We start from the raw sequence: 17,918 nt of genomic DNA, 5'->3' as shown, positions 1-17,918 counted from the left end.
GGCGCGACCGGAGGGCGTATCAAAGCCCAGTCGGTCGCGGGGGCGGGTGGGGTAGTACGAAACGCGTCTTGGTGAGGACCCGTTCCTCGTGGTGGTCGAAGCCTGGGATGACCTGCTCAATGTGTGCGCGAATTCGGCTGTAGTCGCTCCGTAGCCCAGCCCAGTCGATGGAGGCGGCGCCTGCGCGCGCGCCGAGGGTTGGTTCGGCCATGCCGCACACGATGGCAACCTCGGAGCGCAGGTGCTTGCTGGCGGGGGTGAGTCGCCCGCGGGACGCGTGGACCACAGACATTGAGCCCTCGACTGTCACGAACTGAGCTCCGCCCTCGAGCCCCAAGTTGGGCAGGATCAGAGCGGTCTCACCGGTCATAAGGTGATACCGATTCAGTTTGGTCGAGCCATGCAGCGTCAGCGCTGTTCGACGAAGCGCCTCCGCGGTGACCCCAGTGTCCGGTGCCGCGTGCAGGAAGTTGCCGCCGAGTCCCACGAACACGTGGACTCGGCCCGCGCGCATGGCTTCGATCGTCTCGACCGTGTCGTAGCCATCCCGTCGCGGAGGTACGAACCCGAACTCGCGCTGCAACGATTCGAGGAAGTCCGTCGGTGGCTTCTCCCAGATCCCCACATCCCCTCGGATGTTGTCAACGTGCGGGTCTGGGAACTGCCCGACCAGAGCCTGGTGCCCCACCACCCATTGGCGCCGCGGGACTTCTCGACGCACCCGCTATTCGCCGAGGGGGCGGCGGGCGTGGGCGCGGTGACCGGCGCTGGCTGCTGCTCGGCAAGGGTGACGTGCGACTTGCCTATGTCGTCGCCGACACAGCCAGTCCGTTGTACCGCAACGCCATTGGTGACGAGTCCTCTACATTGAGTCGGGCGCCGCGGTCGTCGAGACGTTGTTCGGAGACCTCGCGGTGGGGGAGGGCGGCGACTACGTCATCATTTCGCGCGCGACGATCCACCGGGTCGTCCCGGCCGGTGACGGACCGGGTGCGCAACTTCGTGGTCGAGGCCAACTCGCACATCGGTCCGCCCAAGCGGTTCCGTTCCCGCTACGGCCGGCTCCTCGAGCACGCGCCGTAGTGCGAGCGTGGCCTGCGCGGGCCCGTAGGTCGTCCGCCGGATTGTTCTGTGTGCTCTCGCCATCCTCCAGTCTTGGCGCGAGAAGGAGCGGTTCGCCTGCGATGTGCAGGTTGCACCCCTCCGGTTCACTGGAGGCGCAACAAGCAACCGCCAGTCATTCCCCCTGAATGACGGGTCGCCCCTGCAGCACTGACCTACAGGTTCGCGTGTCGGCCTGTGTCGCCAGCCGCGCGGGCCAGCAGGTCGCGGATCTCCGTCAGCAGAACCACGTCCTCATTGGGCGCAGCATCGGCCTCCGCGTGGGCGAACCGCCGCTTCGCCGCCTCGTAAGGTTGCACGACGAAGAAGTACACGACGGCCGCGACGATCAGGAACGCGACCAAGGCAGTGAGGAACGCACCCAGCGGCACGCCACCGGGCTTGATGCTGTTGAAGTCCGGATTCCCCCCGACCTTGCCGATCAGGGACAGGAGCACGTCCGTGAACGCCTTAACGACCGTCGCGAAGGCAGCGCCAACGATGAACGCGACAGCCAGCTCCACGAGATTGCCCCGCATGATGAAGTCTTTGAAACCCTTCACGACCACTCCTTTGACGATGCAAAGACGGAATGAATGCAAACCGCGGGCCCTCGCACGAGCGCCCTATCCTGACGCTGGGTCAAGCCACGTCAGGACGGGAGTATCGACGTCAAGCGTTGCTGTCACTCGGCCATCTTGCTGACTGCCTGGGCCCAGAGGAAGTACTTGTTCGTGCCGAGGTCGCGGACCGTCTTGATGTTAAATGCGGCCTTGAGGTGCTCCGCATCGCCTGCGCTGACCCTTGAAGGGCATCCACGGGGGCGTCTGCGAGTTCGCTGATGCTGGCCGATTCGTAAGCCTTGTCGAACTTTCCTGCGATGTCACCCATGAACTACTCCTAAGGGGTTCGGGCATGCTCGTTGGGCATGCAACAAGGCAATGGTTATCACTGCTGCTCACGATCCGCGAGAGGTGAGCAGCGCGACCACAGCCCGCCACCCGCGGCGGCGAGATAGGGGCAAGCCCGGACACGGCCCGAGAGATGGGACTCCTTGGGTCGCTGAATGGGCGCGCAGGCGCGGAACTCTGGGTAACGCCCTCCAGTGTCGATCCTCCAAAGGACACCGTGTCTGAACTGCGGAAACGTCGCAGGATGGACACGATGCCTTGTTATGTGACCCGCTGGCTTGTGCCCCCGGTGTGGCACACGCCGGTGGATGCACTCCATGCCTCTGCATGCAGCGGCATGTGCGTCTCACTCTGCTTGGCGGCGCCCGACGGTACGAGAGCGGCGGGCAAGCTCAATGGCTAGCGGCAGCACCGGCATCGTGTCTGCCTGAACCGAACCGCCGCGGTCCGTCGGGAACTAGTGATGATGCTTACGAGCCGCTGCATGGCAGGCTCACCTGAGCCCTGGAGCGGCTGCCGCCCTGGTCGTGCTCGTAGCGCGCGGCTGCAGCGCATGGAGGAAGGCCCGATTGGCCGTCTAGGGGTGTGCAGGGCCCTGGCTGCCGTTACGCCGATGCCGGCACATTGCCGGTAGGTCCTGGGCCACCTCGTGAACTTGGAAGGCGGACGACAAGCGGGAGCTAGCTCTCCCTCGCGACTCTAGATCGAGTCTTTGCATCTGCACGAAGTGCATCAGTTCTACTCTCAATGTCAGTTGCGCTGTCTTCATTCCGCAAGGCGCCGTTGGGCGAGCCCGTGTCGGCTGTCTGATCGAGGATCGCAAGACAAGGTGTCGGGAGAGACCTACAGCGCCTGACGGGGTCGCGCCGCGCGGCCGAGAGCGCACAGCGCGCCCCCGTTGAAGGCGGCTTCTCCAGCGCTCCCTCAGCCGGCCTCAGGGGGTCGGTCGGTCATCAAAGACCTGGACGCTGCTGATGGTTCCGGTGAAGCGCCACCGATTGGTCAGCGCCCCGGGCGGCGTGACGTAGGCACGATTGGCGCCGATGGTCAGATTTGGCTGGCCGGAGGGGTTGAGCGGGTGTGCCGGAGTGATGTCGTCGACCTGCTTGAAGAACGCCTGGCCGCGCGCCTGCCCCACCACGACGCCGTCGAGGATGAGGCTGCTCAGCCCGTTGTTGCTCGCGAACACGAGTTCGTGCGGCTGGCCGTCGTTGGCATGGACGCTGGTCGTGATCCGGACCGGATAGGTGCTGGTCGCCGTCCGGTACTCGACGTAGGGACGTCCGGAGTTCAGCGAGATGACGAGGTCCCGTACCTGGCTGATGGGATCGGCGCTGGAGAGCAGCGTGGCGGCGGCGCCAGAGCCGGCGGTCCGGAACCGTACGGCGACGGAGCCACCTGCCAAGTCCTTCACCGTTGGGAACGATGGTGACTCGTCGGTGATCTGGGTGCCGTCGTAGGCGCGTTCAGTGTTGTCCTGCCAGACAAGGTTGCCCTTGTGGACGACGATCTGCGTTGGAACCGGCGTGGTGGCGCGCCCGCGGTCGGTTGTGTAGACCGGCCGAACGGGGTACGCGTTCGTTGGCGCCCCCGACGGGATCGTCACCGGCACAACCACGGTCGCGGATTGCCCCTTCTGTAGGGCCGGCACTGTGGCCGAGCCGGCTATCCAGCCTGGAGGCAGCTCAGAGATGGTCACCGAACCGTGTTCCAGCACGCCCTGCTGCTGGCTCGTCACGGTGACCTTCAGCTGACTGGTGCGACCCGCCTGTGCGTGGGCGGGTGGCGTCACGGTTAGGGGAGCGCACACGCCTCCGAGCCAGTGGCTGTCGAACTTCGAGAAGGCGATGTTGTTGTAGTCGTTCCGTTCCCACAGCAGCCCGAGGCTGCCGTCCGGCAGCTTTGTCAAGGTTGAGTACGCCGCGAAGCCGGGCTCCACGACCCTCCGGATCGGCCATGTCCTTCCGTTGTCGCAAGACTGCTTGACCACCAGGTTCGATCGGCTCGAGGTCGACTCGTTGTTGCTGAACAGCAACCAGTCGGCCTGCTGGGTGCCGGCCGGCGCGTCCGCGTTGTAGCGGGTGATCGATCCGTTGTCGGCTGGATCAATCAGCTCGGGGTCGGCCTGTGGCGATGACCAGGTCTGCCCGCCGTCGGAGGAGAACGCCACCTTGCGGTTGGGCGTTGCCCGGACATTCAGCATCAGCCTGCCGTCGGACAGCTCCACGGACTTGTTCTCGTCCATCCCCGGCCCTACGAGGGCGCCGTGATGCCACGTCGCCCCGTGGTCGTCGCTGTATGCGCTCATGGCCCAGTTCTGACCCTGGTACTTGACTGTGTATTGCTGTACCAGCCGTCCCGCGTACGGACCGTGCTTGATCTGGATCCCTTCCCCGCTGGCTGCGAACATGCCAGCCCAGGCGGGGTCCTTGATCTGGCTCGTGATGCGGCGGTGGGCCCACGTCAGCCCGTCGTCGTCGGAATAGGAGTAGTCGGCTTGGAGCACGTTGGGGTCGTCTTCGTCTACGCCGGTTGCGCCTCCTTGGAACCCTTGGTTCTGTCCCGCCGCGTAGAACAGGAAGATTCGTCCGGTGACTTTGTCCACGATCAGGCTCGGGTCGCCGTACCCGTGGGGTGCGGGGTCCTGGCGCACCACAGTCTGCGCCTGCCACGTCCTGCCGCTGTCGGTGCTGCGGCGGAGGACGATGAGGATGTTGGACGGTAGGTCGCCCAAGGTTGGGCGCGCGTCGTAGGAAGCGAGCACGGTGCCCTTGGTTGACACGGCGAGGGCCGGAATCCGGTAGTAGGGGGAACCTGTGCCCGCGGTAGCGAGGTCCTGCGTGGTTATCGATCCAGGAGTCTCAGATGTACTCGACAACGGGGCAGGCAGAGCTGCGGCGGCGTTCGCTATCGCGGGCGCCCCTAGGGCGCTAAGCGCGACGGTGAGTGTGGCTATGGAACGGAGGGCCATGCGTGTCCTCGTTTCTGCTTCATGACGGCGTTGTCTCGAGCAATGGTTCTTCATCGGACATCAGATGTCAGATGAATGTCAAGCGTGTGTTCAAGACTGGATTGCCAGGAGGAGGTGACCGGAGAACGCGCGCTCTTCCCAATCGTGGCGGCCCCGGTGGTCGGGGCCACTTCCGTGCATCGGCGTGACCCGCTCCCACCAGTGCGTCACTTCAATTCGGCTGGGCTGTCCAACGCTGGCCGGGAGCGCCTGTGTCGGTGGCCTGGACGAGCTTGCCGTCGGCCCCGGCAGTGAGTGACAGGCCGCTGTGCTTGCCTTGATGGTCAGCACGCCACCGGAGCTCGTGATCGTCCAGCGCTGGGTGTCTGTGCCGCCGCAGGCGTACTGGCCCACGAGCGCGCCGCTGGTCTGCGAGTCTTAGTAGACGTCCATGCACCGGCCGCTGACCGTGTTCCTCATCGCCTAGGTGCCGCGGTCCTGGAGGGTGAGCACCCACCTCTGGCTCGGGTCGCTGGTCGGGGCCGCCATGGTGAGCTAGGCGTGGCGGCAGCGAGCTCGGGCAACCCAGCCTAGGCGTGAGGGCGAAAGTGGCGGTGAACGTCGCCGTCCTTGGCTGCGGCCGCGGTTGTCGGGCCGGTCGCGTGCACCGTCCGGTCGGGGGTCACGGTGGCGCTGGTGTCGACAGGCTTGTCGGTGTGGTTGGTGAACCGCATGGCCGGCGGGCGGCGTCCACGCTGTCGGCCTTCCGCGACGACGGCGAATCTATCGCTCGGAGCGCGCGGTTCCAGCGATGTCCTGATGCGGTCTCCGGCCATGCCATCCCTGCCGGACAGGCGAACCGTTGCGGTCGGTCAACACCGCTCACGCAGCCAGGAGAGCTCCAACTCCTGGTGTTGAACGCCCCCGCCTTCGTGCATGTTGTACGGGTAGACGGCGAGCTCTTTTGGTCCGGCGTAGTGGTTGTAGGCCGCATACACGGTCGAAGGCGGGCAGACGTCATCCATGAGCGCGACGGAGAACAATGCCGGCGCTGTGGCGCGGGCGGCCATGGTGGTCCCGTCGAAGTTGCCTAGGACTGTCAGCGCGCGTTCGGCGTCGTGGCGGTGAGTCCGCACGAAGGCCAGGAGCTCGGAATAGGGCGCAGTGTCGGTGATGTCGATGGCCCTGCGGATGTCGCAGAGGAACGGGACGTTGACCAGGGCTGCGGTGACGCCCTCGGCAAGGGCGCTGGCCGCCAGGGCGATACCACCGCCCTGGCTGGTTCCCTGGACGGCGACTCTGGTGGGGTCCACGCCAGGCAGCTCGCGTGCGGCGTCGACTGCGCGGACGGCGTCGGCGAACACCCGCCGGTAGTAGTAGTCCTGACGGTCGAGGACGCCGTGGGTGAGGAAGCCCTCCACGTGGGGCCCGGTGCTGCTTCCGTGGGGGTCGGGGGTGCGTCCTGCGCGGCGCGCTCGGGCACCTTGTCCGCGTGTGTCCATGACGAGTGTGGCGAACCCGGCGGCCGGCCAGGCCAGCCAGTCCAAGGGGCTGCCGGTGCCGTCGCCGTAGCCGAGGTACTGCACCACGACCGGTGCCGGCTCGGTAGTGCGCGGGCGCAGAAACAGGGCGCCGACCCGGTCCCCAGCGAACCCCGCGAACGTCACCTCGAAGACGTGGACCAGCGGCAGCGCCAACGCGTGCGGGTGCGTACGCACGTCCAAGGGGTGGGTGCGGGTCTGGGCGAGGGTGGATTCCCAAAAGGCGTCCACATCGTCCGGCGCGGTCAAGGCTGGGCGGTAGTCGCGTAGCTCGTCAGGTGGCAGGTCGAACAGTGGCACGGCGAAGGACTCCGTGAGGGTGGGTCAGGCGGAAGGGTTCACGCGGGCCAAGCTCGCGCGCACCGGGGCGTAGTGGGCGGCGATGGCGTCGCGGAATCTCGCTTCGTCGTTGGCCACCACGGCTTCGACGATGGCGACGTGCAGCTCAGCGGTCAGCAGCTGCTGGGAGGCAACGGGGCGCAGGCTGGGCGCGACGATGGCCTGAACCTGCCAGAACGCCTCCGTCAGCTGCAGCACCAGGTCGTTGCCCAACGGCTCCATCAGCTTGAGGTGGAACTCGCGGTCGAGGTCGAGGAAGTCCTCCTCGCGTTCGGCGCGTTCGACCATCTCCGCCGCGAGGGCGGCGAGGTCCTCGCGGTGCTCGTCGTCCAGGCCGGCGAGCAGTTGGGCTGCAAGCCCCTGCTCGAGGGTCTCGCGCACGTCGACGACCTGACCGAGCACGCGCTGGTCCTCCTCGCTGGTCAGGAGCCCCCGGAAGGCGAGGCTCTCCACTAGAGCGGCAAGTGACATCCGGCCGACGAACGTGCCGTGACCGTGCCTCACTTCGACGATGTCGAGCGCACTGAGGGTCTTGACGGCCTCGCGCACGCTGGAGCGGCTCGCGCCGATCGCTTCGCAGAGCTCGGCCTCGGTGGGCAGGAGGTCGCCGGGCTTGAGGTGGTTGCGAAGGATGTACTCCTTGATCTGGCCCACCACCTCCTGGCCACGGAGGGCGGGGCGGGTGCCTCCGAGCGCTGAATCGGTCACGGTCATGGTTGGCCTCTTGCCCTTCGACGGCGGATCTGTCACTCTCACTCTATCGGCATCAGACATCAGACGTCAGAGGACCGAGACAACTAGTTTGAGAAGCGTTGGCAGAGCGGCCAACGCCTGGACGCCCCTGGAGGCGAAGTGAGCAGCATCGACAACCCGCGTCCGCGCCACCGCGTGCGACGCTCACGCCCTTCCGGAGCAGCGCTGGTGGCTGCGGCCACCGTGACGGCGCTCGCCCTGGCTGCATGCAGCGGTGGCCCCTCCTCGACCAACGCGGTCGCCGGTGGCAAGGACGCCAACTCCATCCAGGCGACCCTCGCCTTCAGCCTCTCCGGCGGTTTCGACCCCGCAAACGCCTCTTCGGCGGTGGCAACAGCTGCCAACCAGCACATTTTCGAGGGCCTGGTCGACCTGGACCCGGTCACCCGCGAGCCGTACCTGGCGCTGGCGAAGTCCCAGCCGCAAGCCGGCCCGGACGGCAAGTCGTACACCGTCACCCTGCGGGACGGGGCACGGTTCTCCGACGGGTCGGCTGTCACGGCCGAGGACGTTGTGTGGTCGTTCATGCGCATCATCAAGCCGTCCGACCCGGCTGCCCCGCCGCTGATGCAGGGCTTCATCCCCTTCATCGACTCGGTCAGCGCCAAGGACCAGAGCACGGTCGAGTTCAAGCTCAAGTACCCGTTCCCGCTGTTCAGCCAGCGGATCTCCGTCGTGAAGATCGTCCCGAAGGCCAAGACCGGTGACGACGCGGCCGCCAAGGCGTTCGACACCGCCCCCATCGGGTCGGGCCCGTACAAGCTGGACAGCGCGTCCAAGGAGACCGGCCTGAAGCTGTCGAAGAACCCGAACTACAACGGTCCGCGCCCGGCCAAGGCCGACACGATGACGTGGAACACCACCACCGACGCCTCGGCCCGCATCGCCGACCTGCAGAGCGGCCGCGTCCAGGCCATCGAGCAGGTGCCGTACCTGAACGTCGACGCCCTCAAGGGCAAGTTCACCATCGACACCAAGCAGGCGTTCAACCAGGTCTTCCTGATGTTCAACAGCTCGGCCAAGCCGTTCAGCGACAAGAGGGTCCGGCAGGCGCTGCACTACGCCATCGACACCGACGCCGTCATCAAGACCGCGCTCAACGGGTACGGCAGCCCCGCCACCAGCTACTTGGACGAGGGCAACAAGAACTACCAGAAGGCGTCGACCGTCTACGCCTACGACCCGGAGAAGGCCAAGGCCCTGCTCAAGGAGGCAGGGGTCAGCAACCTGTCCTTCGAGCTCGACACCACCGACAACGCCATCGTCAAGGACGTGGCCCCGCTGTTCGTGGAGTCGTGGAAGAAGATCGGCGTCAACGCCACCTTGAACACCCAGCCGTCCGCCGCCATCTACGGCGACGTCGTCCCCAAGGACAGCTTCCGCGTCCTGGCCGCGTCCGGTGACCCCAGCGTCTACGGCACCGACCCCGACCTGCTGCTGCGCTGGTTCTACTACGGCGAAACCTGGCCGACCAAGCGGTACCGCTGGGACGCCGCGGACCGCACCAAGATGGCCAACCTGCTCGACCAGGCCGCACAGACCACCGACGAGACGAAGCGGTCCGAACTGTGGAAGCAGGCGATCGACCTCGCCGCCGACTCTGCAGCGCTCTACCCGGTCCTGCAGACCAAGGTCGTCACCGCCTACGACCCCAAGAAGCTCGACGGGTTCTCTGGCGCTTCCACCACCGGCCTGTACTTCCTGGGCGCCAGCCGCAAGGGCTGACCCCAGCACACCACTGGGGACCACCAACTCCCCACCCCGGTTCCCGTCCGGGCCGCCACCAGCGGCCCGGACGGGGACCAGCCCCCAGCCACCAACCACCCGGTACCGGGCCTTCGGCACCGGCGCCGACGAGGAGAAACCCATGCTGACAGTCCTCAGCCTGGTTGCCCGACGACTGCTCACCCTCATCCCCTTGGTGCTGGGCATCACCTTGTTCGTGTTCGTCATCATGCAGTTCTCACCCATCGATCCGGCCCTGTCGGTGCTGGGTGACCAGGCCACCCCGGCACAGGTCGCCGCGTTCAAGGCCGCCAACGGCCTCAACGACCCCCTCCCCGTGCGATACCTGCACTTCCTCGGCGACCTGATCCACGGCAACCTGGGCATGACGTTCCCTCCGTCGGTGCCCGTCGCTGACAAGATCGCCACGGCGCTGCCGCTGACCGTGCAGCTGACCATCCTCGGCGTCCTCGGCGCGCTCGTCATCGCCCTCGCGCTGGGCATCACCGCAGCCCTGTACCGCGACCGCTGGCCCGACCAGACCATCCGCATCGTGTCCATGGCCGGCATCGCCACCCCGTCCTTCTGGCTGGCGCTGCTGCTGATCCAGGAGCTCGGTGTGCGCCGCAACATCTTCCCCACCGGCGGGTACGTCAACCCGGCCGACTCCATCACCCAATGGCTGCAGTCGCTGACCATGCCCGCACTGGCATTGGCCATCCCGGTCGGCTGCTCCCTGGCCCGCATCGTGCGCACCTCCATGGTCGAGGAGCTCGACAAGGACTACGTGCGCACCGCCACCGGAGCCGGTCTGCCACCGCGCGTCGTCATCGGACGCAACGTGCTGCGCAACGCCCTGGTGAACCCGCTGACCGTCCTCGGCCTACGCATCGGGTACCTGATCGGCGGCACCGTCATCATCGAAGCCATCTTCTCCCTGCCCGGCATGGGCACCCAGATCATGAGCGCCGTCCAGCAGAACGACACCGCGCTGGCCCAGGGCACCGTGCTCACCATCGCACTCGGGTTCGTCGTCGTGAACCTCGTCGTCGACGTCCTCTACCTGTTTGCCAACCCGCGACTGCGAGGAGGCCACTGATGCGCCGCCAGCTCACCGAACGACTGTCCCGCCCCGGCGTGTCCTTCACCCGCCTCGGCTGGCCCGCCCGAGCATCCCTCGCCTTCATCGGCCTGATCGTGCTCGTCGCCATCTTCGCCCCCCTGCTGACCCGCCACGACCCCACCCAGACCGGCCTCGGCCCGGCGATAACCGGACCCAACGGCGACTTCTGGTTCGGTCTGGACAAGCTCGGCCGAGACATCTACTCCCGCCTGGTCGCCGGCACCCGCCGCTCAATGCTCGTCGGGTTCGGCGCCGCAGCCATCGCCCTCGTGGCCGGCACCATCCTCGGCGCAATCGCAGCCACCAGCCGCACCGTCCTCGACGAGGTCATCATGCGCTGCCTCGACGTCGTCATGGCGTTCCCCGCCATCGTCCTGTCAGCCCTGCTGATCATCTCCTTCGGCAAGAACAGCCTGCTGGTCCTGGTCATCGCCATCGGGTTCGTGTTCATGCCGTCCGTGGCCCGCATCGTGCGCGCCAACGTCCTGTCGCAGTACCGCGAGGACTACGTCGCCGCGGAACGGATCATCGGCGCCCGCCGGCCCCACATCCTGTGGCGCCACATCGCCCGCAACTGCGCCGCCCCCGTCCTGGTCTTCGTCACCGTCATGGTCGCCGACGCCATCGTCTTCGAAGCGTCCCTGTCGTTCATCGGTGGCGGCCTGGCTCCACAGGAGGCCCAGTCCTCATGGGGGTCGGTCATCGCGTTCGGCAAGGAGATGGTCCAGGTCGGCGGCTGGTGGGCCACCCTGTTCCCCGGCCTGCTCATCCTGTTCACCGTGCTCGCCCTCAACATCCTCTCCGAGGGCATCTCCGACGCATGGGCCGCACCGGCCGCCCGCCGAGCCGCGGTCGCTGGCGGCGTCACCTCCCCGGTCGCCGACGCCGTGGCCGAGGAGGCGACGCACCCGAACCACGCCGAAGGCGACACCGCACCGGTCGACACGGTCACCCTCAATTCGGACGACGCCGCGCGCGGGGAGGTCATCGCGCTGCCCGGCCTGGATGTGGCCGCGCAACGATTGCGTGGACGCGCCCGGCCCCTGCCAACCGGGAAGCCCGTGCTCGAGGTCGAAGGGCTCTGCGTCGGGTTCGCCGGTCGCCACGACGGCGTCGACATCGTCGACCACATCTCGTTCGAGGTCCGCCCCGGTGAGGTGCTCGGCCTTGTCGGAGAATCCGGGTCGGGCAAGTCGCTGACCTCATTGGCCGTGATGGGGCTGCTGCCCACGGGGGCACGTGTGCGCGGGGAGATCCGGTTCGCCGGCACCAACCTGCTGACGATGAGTGCGGCTCGGCGCCGGGCGCTCATGGGTCGCGACATCGCGATGGTCTACCAGGACGCCCTGTCCGCGCTGAACCCGTCGATGAAGGTCGGCGCGCAGCTCGCGCAGCTCGTGAGGCGCGGCGGCACCCGCACCGCGTCGGAGCTGATGGACCTGGTCGGGCTCGACCCCGACCGCACCCTCGCGTCCTACCCGCACGAGCTCTCCGGCGGCCAGCGGCAGCGGGTCGTCATCGCCATGGCCCTGTCCCGTGACCCCAAGCTCATCATCGCCGACGAGCCGACCACGGCCCTGGACGTCACCGTGCAAGCCCAGGTGATGGAGCTGCTGCTGCGCCTTCGAGCCGAGCTCGGGTTCGCCCTCATCCTGGTCAGCCACGACCTTGCCCTGGTCAGCGACGTCGCAGACAGGGTGGTCGTGATGTACGGGGGCCAGATCGTCGAGACCGGCGTCACCGCCGACGTCATCGAAGCCCCGGCACACCACTACGCCCGCGGCCTGCTCGGGTCGGTCTTGTCCTTGGAGACCGGCGCGCAGCGGCTCACCCAGATCCGCGGCGTCGTCCCCTCCCCGGCCGACTTCCCGGCCGGCTGCCGGTTCGCGGACCGGTGCCCCATGGCGACCGCGGTGTGCCGCGACCAGGCGCCCACCCTGCAAGGGCAGGCCAGGCACCGGTACGCCTGCCACCACCCAGCTGTCCCCGCCCAGGACAAGGAGCTGGTCCGATGACCACCCCCACCACGTCGCCAGTCCTCAGCGGCCGGGCACCCATCGTCACCCTCCAGGACGTCCACGTCGTCCACCGCACCCGCGGCGGCGGCCTGTTCGACCGGGAACGCGTCTACGCCCTGACCGGTGCCGACCTGTCCATCCGGCCCGGTGAGACCGTCGGCGTCGTCGGCGAGTCAGGGTGCGGCAAGTCCACGCTGGCCAAGGTGCTCGTCGGGCTGCAGAAACCCACCAGCGGTGTCGTTCGCATCGCCGACCACGACGTGTGGTCGATGAGCGCAGCTGAACGGCGCCAGCACATCGGCGCCGGCGTGGGCATGGTGTTCCAGGACCCGTCCAGCTCGCTGAACCGTCGCATGCCGGTGCGTGACATCCTGCGCGACCCGCTCGACGTCCACGGCCGCGGCAACCGCGCCCAGCGGGAACGTCGGGTCGAGGAGCTGATGGAGCTCGTCGGTCTGCCCCGCTCCGTCGCTGACGTCCTGCCGAGCCAGCTGTCGGGCGGGCAGCGGCAACGCGTGTCCATCGCCCGCGCCCTCGCGCTCGAGCCGGGGCTGGTCATCGCCGACGAACCCACCAGCGCCCTCGACGTGTCGGTGCGTGCCCAGATCCTCAACCTGCTGTTGGACCTCAAGGACAGGCTCGACCTGGCCATGGTGTTCGTCTCCCACGACATCCAGACCGTCAAGAGAGTCAGCGACCGGGTGGTCACCATGTACCTGGGCCGCATCGTGGAGCAGACCCCTGCCCGGGCGCTGCCCATGGGCGGCCAACACCCGTACACGCGGGCCCTGTTCTCCGCCACGCCCGGCCTGCTCTCACCCATCGACCCCATCCCCCTGGTGGGCCCGGTCCCGTCAGCGACTCGCCCTCCCAGCGGGTGCCCGTTCCGTACCCGCTGCTGGAAGGCCACCGACGTGTGCGCCACCCAGATGCCGGAACCACACACGGGTGCGGCCGACAACGGCACGCTGCACGAGCTGCGGTGCTACCACCCCATTCCTGCTGGGACCAGCGACGCCGACCTCGTCGCGCTCGCCCGAGATGCGAGCAGTACCCCTCAGCCCGAGAACCCCACCCGATCGAATGTCGAGGAGACAGCGTGACCACCCCCGGACCGTCCTTCACGGGCGTCATCCCCCCTGCCATCACCCCGCTCACCGACGACGGCGACGTCGACGTCGCCTCGTTGGAGCGCCTGGTGGAACGACTCCTGGAGGGTGGTGTGCACGGCATCTTCGCCCTGGGCAGCTCCGGAGAGACGGTGTTCCTCACCGACCCGCAGCGAGACCGGGCGCTGGAGGTCATCGTCAAGACCGTCGGTGGCGTCGCACCGGTCATCGCCGGGTGTATCGAACCCACCACACCCCGGGTCTTGGAGCGCGTGCACGCCAGCCAACACCTCGGCGCCGACGCAGTCGTCGTGACCGCACCGTTCTACGCCCTGGTCGGCCCGCACGAGGTCGAGCGGCATTTCCGCGCTGTTGCGGCCGCGGCCGACCTGCCGCTGCTGGCCTACGACATCCCCGTGTGCGTGCACACCAAGCTGTCCGTCGACCTGCTCACCCGCCTGGCCGCCGACGGGGTCCTGGCTGGCGTGAAGGACTCCAGCGGCGACGACGTCGCCTTCCGCCAGCTCCTCCTGGCGGTGCGCGAGTCCGGTGCGGCGCCGGCGTTCTCCGCACTCACCGGCCACGAGGTGGTCGTGGACGCGATGATGCTGGCCGGCGCGCACGGGTCCGTGCCCGGGCTGGGCAACGTCGACCCGCACGGGTACGTGCGGCTGCACAACGCATGCGTGAACGGCCACTGGGAGACCGCGCGAGCCGAGCAGGACAGGTTGACCCAGCTGTTCCGCATCGTCGGTGCGGCCGACCCTGCCACCACAGCTGGCGCCACCCGCGGCGTCGGCGCGTTCAAGACGGCCCTGTCGCTGCTGGGAGTCATCGACTCCAACGCGGTGTCACTGCCGATGCGCCGCCTCGACGAGACTGAGACCGGCCGGGTGCGCGCTGAGCTGGTCGAGGCTGGCCTGCTCTGACCATGGACACTCCTGTGGTGGCAGCCCTCGACATCGGCGGCACCAAGACCGCCGCCGCTCTGGTCACGCCGACCGGTGAAGTGCTTCACCGTGCTACCACCCCCACGCCGGGCTCCCGCGGCCCTGACGCGGTCCTCCAAGCCGCGGCCGACCTCGTGACGTCCCTGCCCACGAGGTCGGCCGCCACCACCCCGACGGCCTTGGGCGTCGGCAGCGCCGGCGTCCTGGACCCGATGACAGGGCACGTGGTGGGCGCCACCAACGTCCTGCGCGACTGGACCGGGACCGACCTGGTCGGCGAGCTCCAACGACGCACCGGGCTTCGGACCGTCGCCATCAACGACGTGCACGCGCACGGCCTTGGAGAAGCCATTCACGGCGCCGGCGCCGGACATCGCACAGTGCTGGTCATGGCTGTCGGCACCGGCATCGGCGCGTCCCAAGTCATCGACGGCATCGTCCTTCGCGGAGCGCGAGGCGTCGCCGGCCACGCCGGGCACCAGCCATCACCCTTCGCGGCGAAGTTGCCCTGTACGTGCGGTGGACGTGGCCACTTGGAGGCCATCGCCTCCGGCCCCGCCCTGGCGCGGGAGTACCGCCGCCGAGCAGCCACCGATGTGCTCGACCTGCGCGAGGTCGCGAGCCGTGCGGCCACCGGTGCGGACCGGGTCGCCGCTGACGTCATCGCCCTCGGCGGTTCCGCTGTCGGCTCCTGCCTCGGTGGTCTGGTCAACGTCCTCGACCCGCACCTGGTTGTCGTCGGTGGTGGGGTCGCCAACCTAGGCGGCGCCTGGTGGGAGGCGCTCGTCACCGCCTTCCGCGCCGAGCTGCTTCCCGCCCTCGACGGGGTCGGCATTGTCCCCGCGACCCTTGGCGACGACGCCGCACTCGTGGGCGCGGCCCACGCCGCGTGGGAGCTGGTCGCGTGAGCGGCGTGCTGGACGCCATTCGCGGGCGCTTGGTCGTTTCGTGCCAGGCGTACCCGGGTGAGCCGATGCGCTTCCCTGACACGATGCGGCGAGTCGCCCAAGCCGCAGAGCAAGGAGGCGCGGCCGGGATCCGCGCCCAGGGGTTGGACGACATTACGGCCATCCGCGGCGCCGTCGACGTTCCCCTGATCGGGTTGTGGAAGGACGGTCACGACGACGTCTTCATCACCCCGACCCTCGAGCACGCCTTGGCAGTCGCGCACGCGGGCGCCCACGTGGTCGCCCTCGACGGCACCGCCCGGCCCCGACCGGACGGACGCAGCCTCGCCGAGACCATCGCGGCCGTCCACCACAAAACTGACGCGTTGGTGATGGCGGACTGCTCCACCTTCGAGGAAGGTCTCGCCGCGGCAGCAGCCGGCGCGGACGTCGTCGGCACCACCCTTGCCGGCTACACCGAGTACACGACCAAGACCGACGGCCCCGACCTCGAGCTGGTCGCCCGCCTGGTGGCCGCCGTGCAGGTGCCCGTTGTAGCAGAAGGACGCATCCACACCCCTGGCCAGGCAGCAGACGCTCTCGCCTCCGGAGCATGGGCCGTCGTCGTCGGAACCGCCATCACCCACCCCACCACCATCACCGGCTGGTTCGCAGCCGCCATCCACAACGCCGCGCAGGCTCAGGAGCCCCACCCATGACCACCTCCACCACCAGGCCGGGCGAGCTGATGGCCGCCGAGATCGAGGAGCAGCCAGCGGTCTTCGACCGCATCCTGCTCGAGAGCTCAGGCCACATCACCAAAGTGGCCGCGCGAATCCGGGAGGCGTCGCCCCGGTTCGTGCTCATCGCGGCACGCGGCACCAGCGACCACGCCGCGCTCTACCTGAAGTACCTGGTGGAGGTCGTTCTCGGCCTGCCTGCAGGCCTGGCCTCTCCGTCCACGATGACGACCTACGGCGCCCGTCCGCTACTGCGGGACGTCCTGTGGGTCGCCGTCAGCCAGTCCGGTGGCTCACCCGACCTTGTGGAGTCCACGCGGGTGGCGCGAGACGGTGGTGCCCTCACCCTCGCGGTCACCAACGCCCCCGGGTCCGCGCTCGAGGATGCGGCTGAACTGCGGTTGGACATCCGCGCGGGGCGCGAGCGTGCGGTGGCCGCGACGAAGACGTACACCGCAACTTTGCTGACGCTGTGGCTGCTGGTCGATGCGTGGCGTGGAGGCGACGGGTCGGCGGCACGGTCGCTGCCGCCGCTGGCCGAGGCGGTCTTGGCGGACGACTCGGTGCTGGCTCTTGCGCCGCGGTACAGGTTCGCCGAACGCATGGTCGTCACAGGGCGAGGCTTCTCCTACCCGACCGCCCGCGAAGCAGCGCTCAAGCTGATGGAGACCTCCTACGTGGGCGCTCAGGCGTTCTCGGGGGCTGACTTGCTCCACGGCCCACTGGCGATGGTCGACCAGGGGCAGCCGGTGCTCGCCATCGTGTCCCCCGGTGCAGGCGGCGAGGCGATGGACCCGGTCTTGACGCGCGTCACGGAACGCGGGGGAGACGTGGCGGTGATCGGTGTCGCATCGTCGAGCCCGTCCCACCGCTGCGTCCTGGTACCCGGGGACGACCATGAACTCGCTCCGCTGTTGCAGATCATCCCGTTCCAGCGACTCGCCCACGCCATGGCAGTCGCCCGTCACAACGACCCGGACGCACCCCGCGGGCTGGCCAAGGTCACGCAGACTTTCTGAGCGGGTCGCGACAGCGACGCCCCCCGAGTGCAGTCGAACGCGGAGCTGGCCCACGACGGCGCCCGTCAGCGGCTCGACCCAGTCGTACAAGCTTCCTCGATCGTCCGATCCGCAGGCAGAGACCAATGCGCAGGTCCGACGGGCGTGTGAGGCCAGGTTGCGACGTCCCGTTCGACATCCTCAGTGGCGATGTCCACGGTTCCGTGAAGGCCGAGGCGACTCGTCTCCTCTGTGCTGTATGGCATCCCTACGGTGGGTCCGGCGAAGGTCGGTTGACGCCGGTGGTGTCCCGGAGTCCGCGGCGAAGGTCGTGCGTGAGCCGTGTCTCCGCTGGGAACGGCCGGCATACGGCGGCCTGTGATGCCGTCCCTTCTGCGCCTCACAGGCCGGTGCGGCGACTCGCCTGGCGAGCCGCCTGCTTGTGCCCCCCTTGTGCTCCCGGAGGTTTACGCCGTGCATTGGATGCACCCGGCGGAGTGTCTGCCGAGCACTGGGCAGGCGATGCGGTGGGCCACGGAGGCCTTCGCAATGAGAAGGTCAGGGGTTCGAATCCCCTCAGCTCCACCAAAGGACACCGTGTCTGACCTGCGGAAACGTCGCAGGATGGACCCGGTGTCTCGCTATATGACCCATTGGCTTGTGCCCCCGGTGTGGCACTGTCGACGACGGTTGAAAACGAAGCCATAACGACGGTCGAAAACGAGGCCACCCAGACAGATTGGATGGGTGATCTCTGTGGAGGATTGGGCTCT

The 17,918-nt window shown here is 68.2% G+C and carries 13 protein-coding genes; 8 read left to right on the top strand and 5 right to left on the bottom strand.

Annotated elements, in window-relative coordinates; all coding sequences use genetic code 11:
* Positions 1–19: 19 nt before the first annotated feature.
* From ACFUC1_RS05485 to ACFUC1_RS05465, 5 genes are all read right to left on the bottom strand, one after another.
* Positions 20–625 carry a hypothetical protein gene (locus ACFUC1_RS05485; protein ID WP_379117433.1) on the bottom strand — a complete coding sequence of 202 codons (606 nt, stop codon included), beginning with the start codon at positions 623–625 and terminating at the stop codon, positions 20–22.
* A gap of 652 nt (positions 626–1,277) precedes the next feature.
* Positions 1,278–1,664, bottom strand: a complete 387-nt coding sequence (mscL, locus tag ACFUC1_RS05480; protein ID WP_379117431.1) for a large conductance mechanosensitive channel protein MscL — start codon at positions 1,662–1,664, stop codon at positions 1,278–1,280.
* A 1,282-nt stretch (positions 1,665–2,946) separates the two neighbouring features.
* Positions 2,947–4,983: an exo-alpha-sialidase gene (locus ACFUC1_RS05475; protein ID WP_379117429.1), complete on the bottom strand. Its 2,037-nt coding sequence runs from the start codon at positions 4,981–4,983 to the stop codon at positions 2,947–2,949.
* An 851-nt stretch (positions 4,984–5,834) separates the two neighbouring features.
* On the bottom strand, positions 5,835–6,803 hold the full coding sequence (locus tag ACFUC1_RS05470; protein WP_379117427.1) for an acetylxylan esterase: 969 nt from the start codon (positions 6,801–6,803) through the stop codon (positions 5,835–5,837).
* A 24-nt stretch (positions 6,804–6,827) separates the two neighbouring features.
* Positions 6,828–7,496, bottom strand: coding sequence for a FadR/GntR family transcriptional regulator (locus tag ACFUC1_RS05465; RefSeq protein ID WP_379117424.1), 669 nt, complete (start codon positions 7,494–7,496; stop codon positions 6,828–6,830).
* 198 nt (positions 7,497–7,694) lie between these two features.
* Here ACFUC1_RS05465 and ACFUC1_RS05460 point away from each other — a divergent pair, with 198 nt between their 5' ends.
* The 8 genes from ACFUC1_RS05460 to ACFUC1_RS05425 all read left to right on the top strand — a co-directional run bounded on the left by ACFUC1_RS05460 (position 7,695) and on the right by ACFUC1_RS05425 (position 17,166).
* A complete protein-coding gene (locus tag ACFUC1_RS05460; protein WP_379117422.1) occupies positions 7,695–9,320 on the top strand; it encodes an ABC transporter substrate-binding protein in 1,626 nt (541 codons plus the stop codon).
* 142 nt (positions 9,321–9,462) lie between these two features.
* The gene (locus ACFUC1_RS05455; protein WP_379117420.1) at positions 9,463–10,419 is read left to right on the top strand and encodes an ABC transporter permease; all 957 of its coding nucleotides are present in this window, start codon (positions 9,463–9,465) and stop codon (positions 10,417–10,419) included.
* Positions 10,419–12,458 carry a dipeptide/oligopeptide/nickel ABC transporter permease/ATP-binding protein gene (locus ACFUC1_RS05450; protein ID WP_379117418.1) on the top strand — a complete coding sequence of 680 codons (2,040 nt, stop codon included), beginning with the start codon at positions 10,419–10,421 and terminating at the stop codon, positions 12,456–12,458. The genes ACFUC1_RS05455 and ACFUC1_RS05450 overlap by 1 nt, the downstream gene beginning before the upstream one ends.
* Complete coding sequence (locus ACFUC1_RS05445; RefSeq protein ID WP_379117416.1) at positions 12,455–13,564, top strand: oligopeptide/dipeptide ABC transporter ATP-binding protein; 1,110 nt, start codon at positions 12,455–12,457, stop codon at positions 13,562–13,564. Before ACFUC1_RS05450 ends, ACFUC1_RS05445 begins: the two co-directional genes overlap by 4 nt.
* Positions 13,561–14,499: a dihydrodipicolinate synthase family protein gene (locus tag ACFUC1_RS05440; protein ID WP_379117414.1), complete on the top strand. Its 939-nt coding sequence runs from the start codon at positions 13,561–13,563 to the stop codon at positions 14,497–14,499. Before ACFUC1_RS05445 ends, ACFUC1_RS05440 begins: the two co-directional genes overlap by 4 nt.
* 17 nt (positions 14,500–14,516) lie before the next feature.
* Entirely contained in the window at positions 14,517–15,428 is a 912-nt protein-coding gene (locus ACFUC1_RS05435) for an ROK family protein (protein WP_379117412.1), read from the top strand.
* Positions 15,425–16,126 carry an N-acetylmannosamine-6-phosphate 2-epimerase gene (locus ACFUC1_RS05430; RefSeq protein ID WP_379117410.1) on the top strand — a complete coding sequence of 234 codons (702 nt, stop codon included), beginning with the start codon at positions 15,425–15,427 and terminating at the stop codon, positions 16,124–16,126. Before ACFUC1_RS05435 ends, ACFUC1_RS05430 begins: the two co-directional genes overlap by 4 nt.
* A complete protein-coding gene (locus ACFUC1_RS05425) occupies positions 16,123–17,166 on the top strand; it encodes an SIS domain-containing protein (RefSeq protein ID WP_379117408.1) in 1,044 nt (347 codons plus the stop codon). Before ACFUC1_RS05430 ends, ACFUC1_RS05425 begins: the two co-directional genes overlap by 4 nt.
* Positions 17,167–17,918 lie beyond the last annotated feature (752 nt).

The organism is Pedococcus sp. NPDC057267, from assembly GCF_042668795.1.
GTDB lineage: Bacteria > Actinomycetota > Actinomycetes > Actinomycetales > Dermatophilaceae > Pedococcus.
The sequence above is the reverse complement of the archived record's forward strand: the minus strand, read 5'-3'. Positions and strand labels throughout refer to the sequence as shown.

What these genes read in the sequence shown, in the direction of transcription:
- ACFUC1_RS05475 (WP_379117429.1), bottom strand. Translation starts at nt 4,983, where the DNA reads ATGGCCCTCCGTTCCATAGCCACACTCACCGTCGCGCTTAGCGCCCTA.
- ACFUC1_RS05455 (WP_379117420.1), top strand. Translation starts at nt 9,463, where the DNA reads ATGCTGACAGTCCTCAGCCTGGTTGCCCGACGACTGCTCACCCTCATC.
- ACFUC1_RS05450 (WP_379117418.1), top strand. Translation starts at nt 10,419, where the DNA reads ATGCGCCGCCAGCTCACCGAACGACTGTCCCGCCCCGGCGTGTCCTTC.
- ACFUC1_RS05445 (WP_379117416.1), top strand. Translation starts at nt 12,455, where the DNA reads ATGACCACCCCCACCACGTCGCCAGTCCTCAGCGGCCGGGCACCCATC.
- ACFUC1_RS05425 (WP_379117408.1), top strand. Translation starts at nt 16,123, where the DNA reads ATGACCACCTCCACCACCAGGCCGGGCGAGCTGATGGCCGCCGAGATC.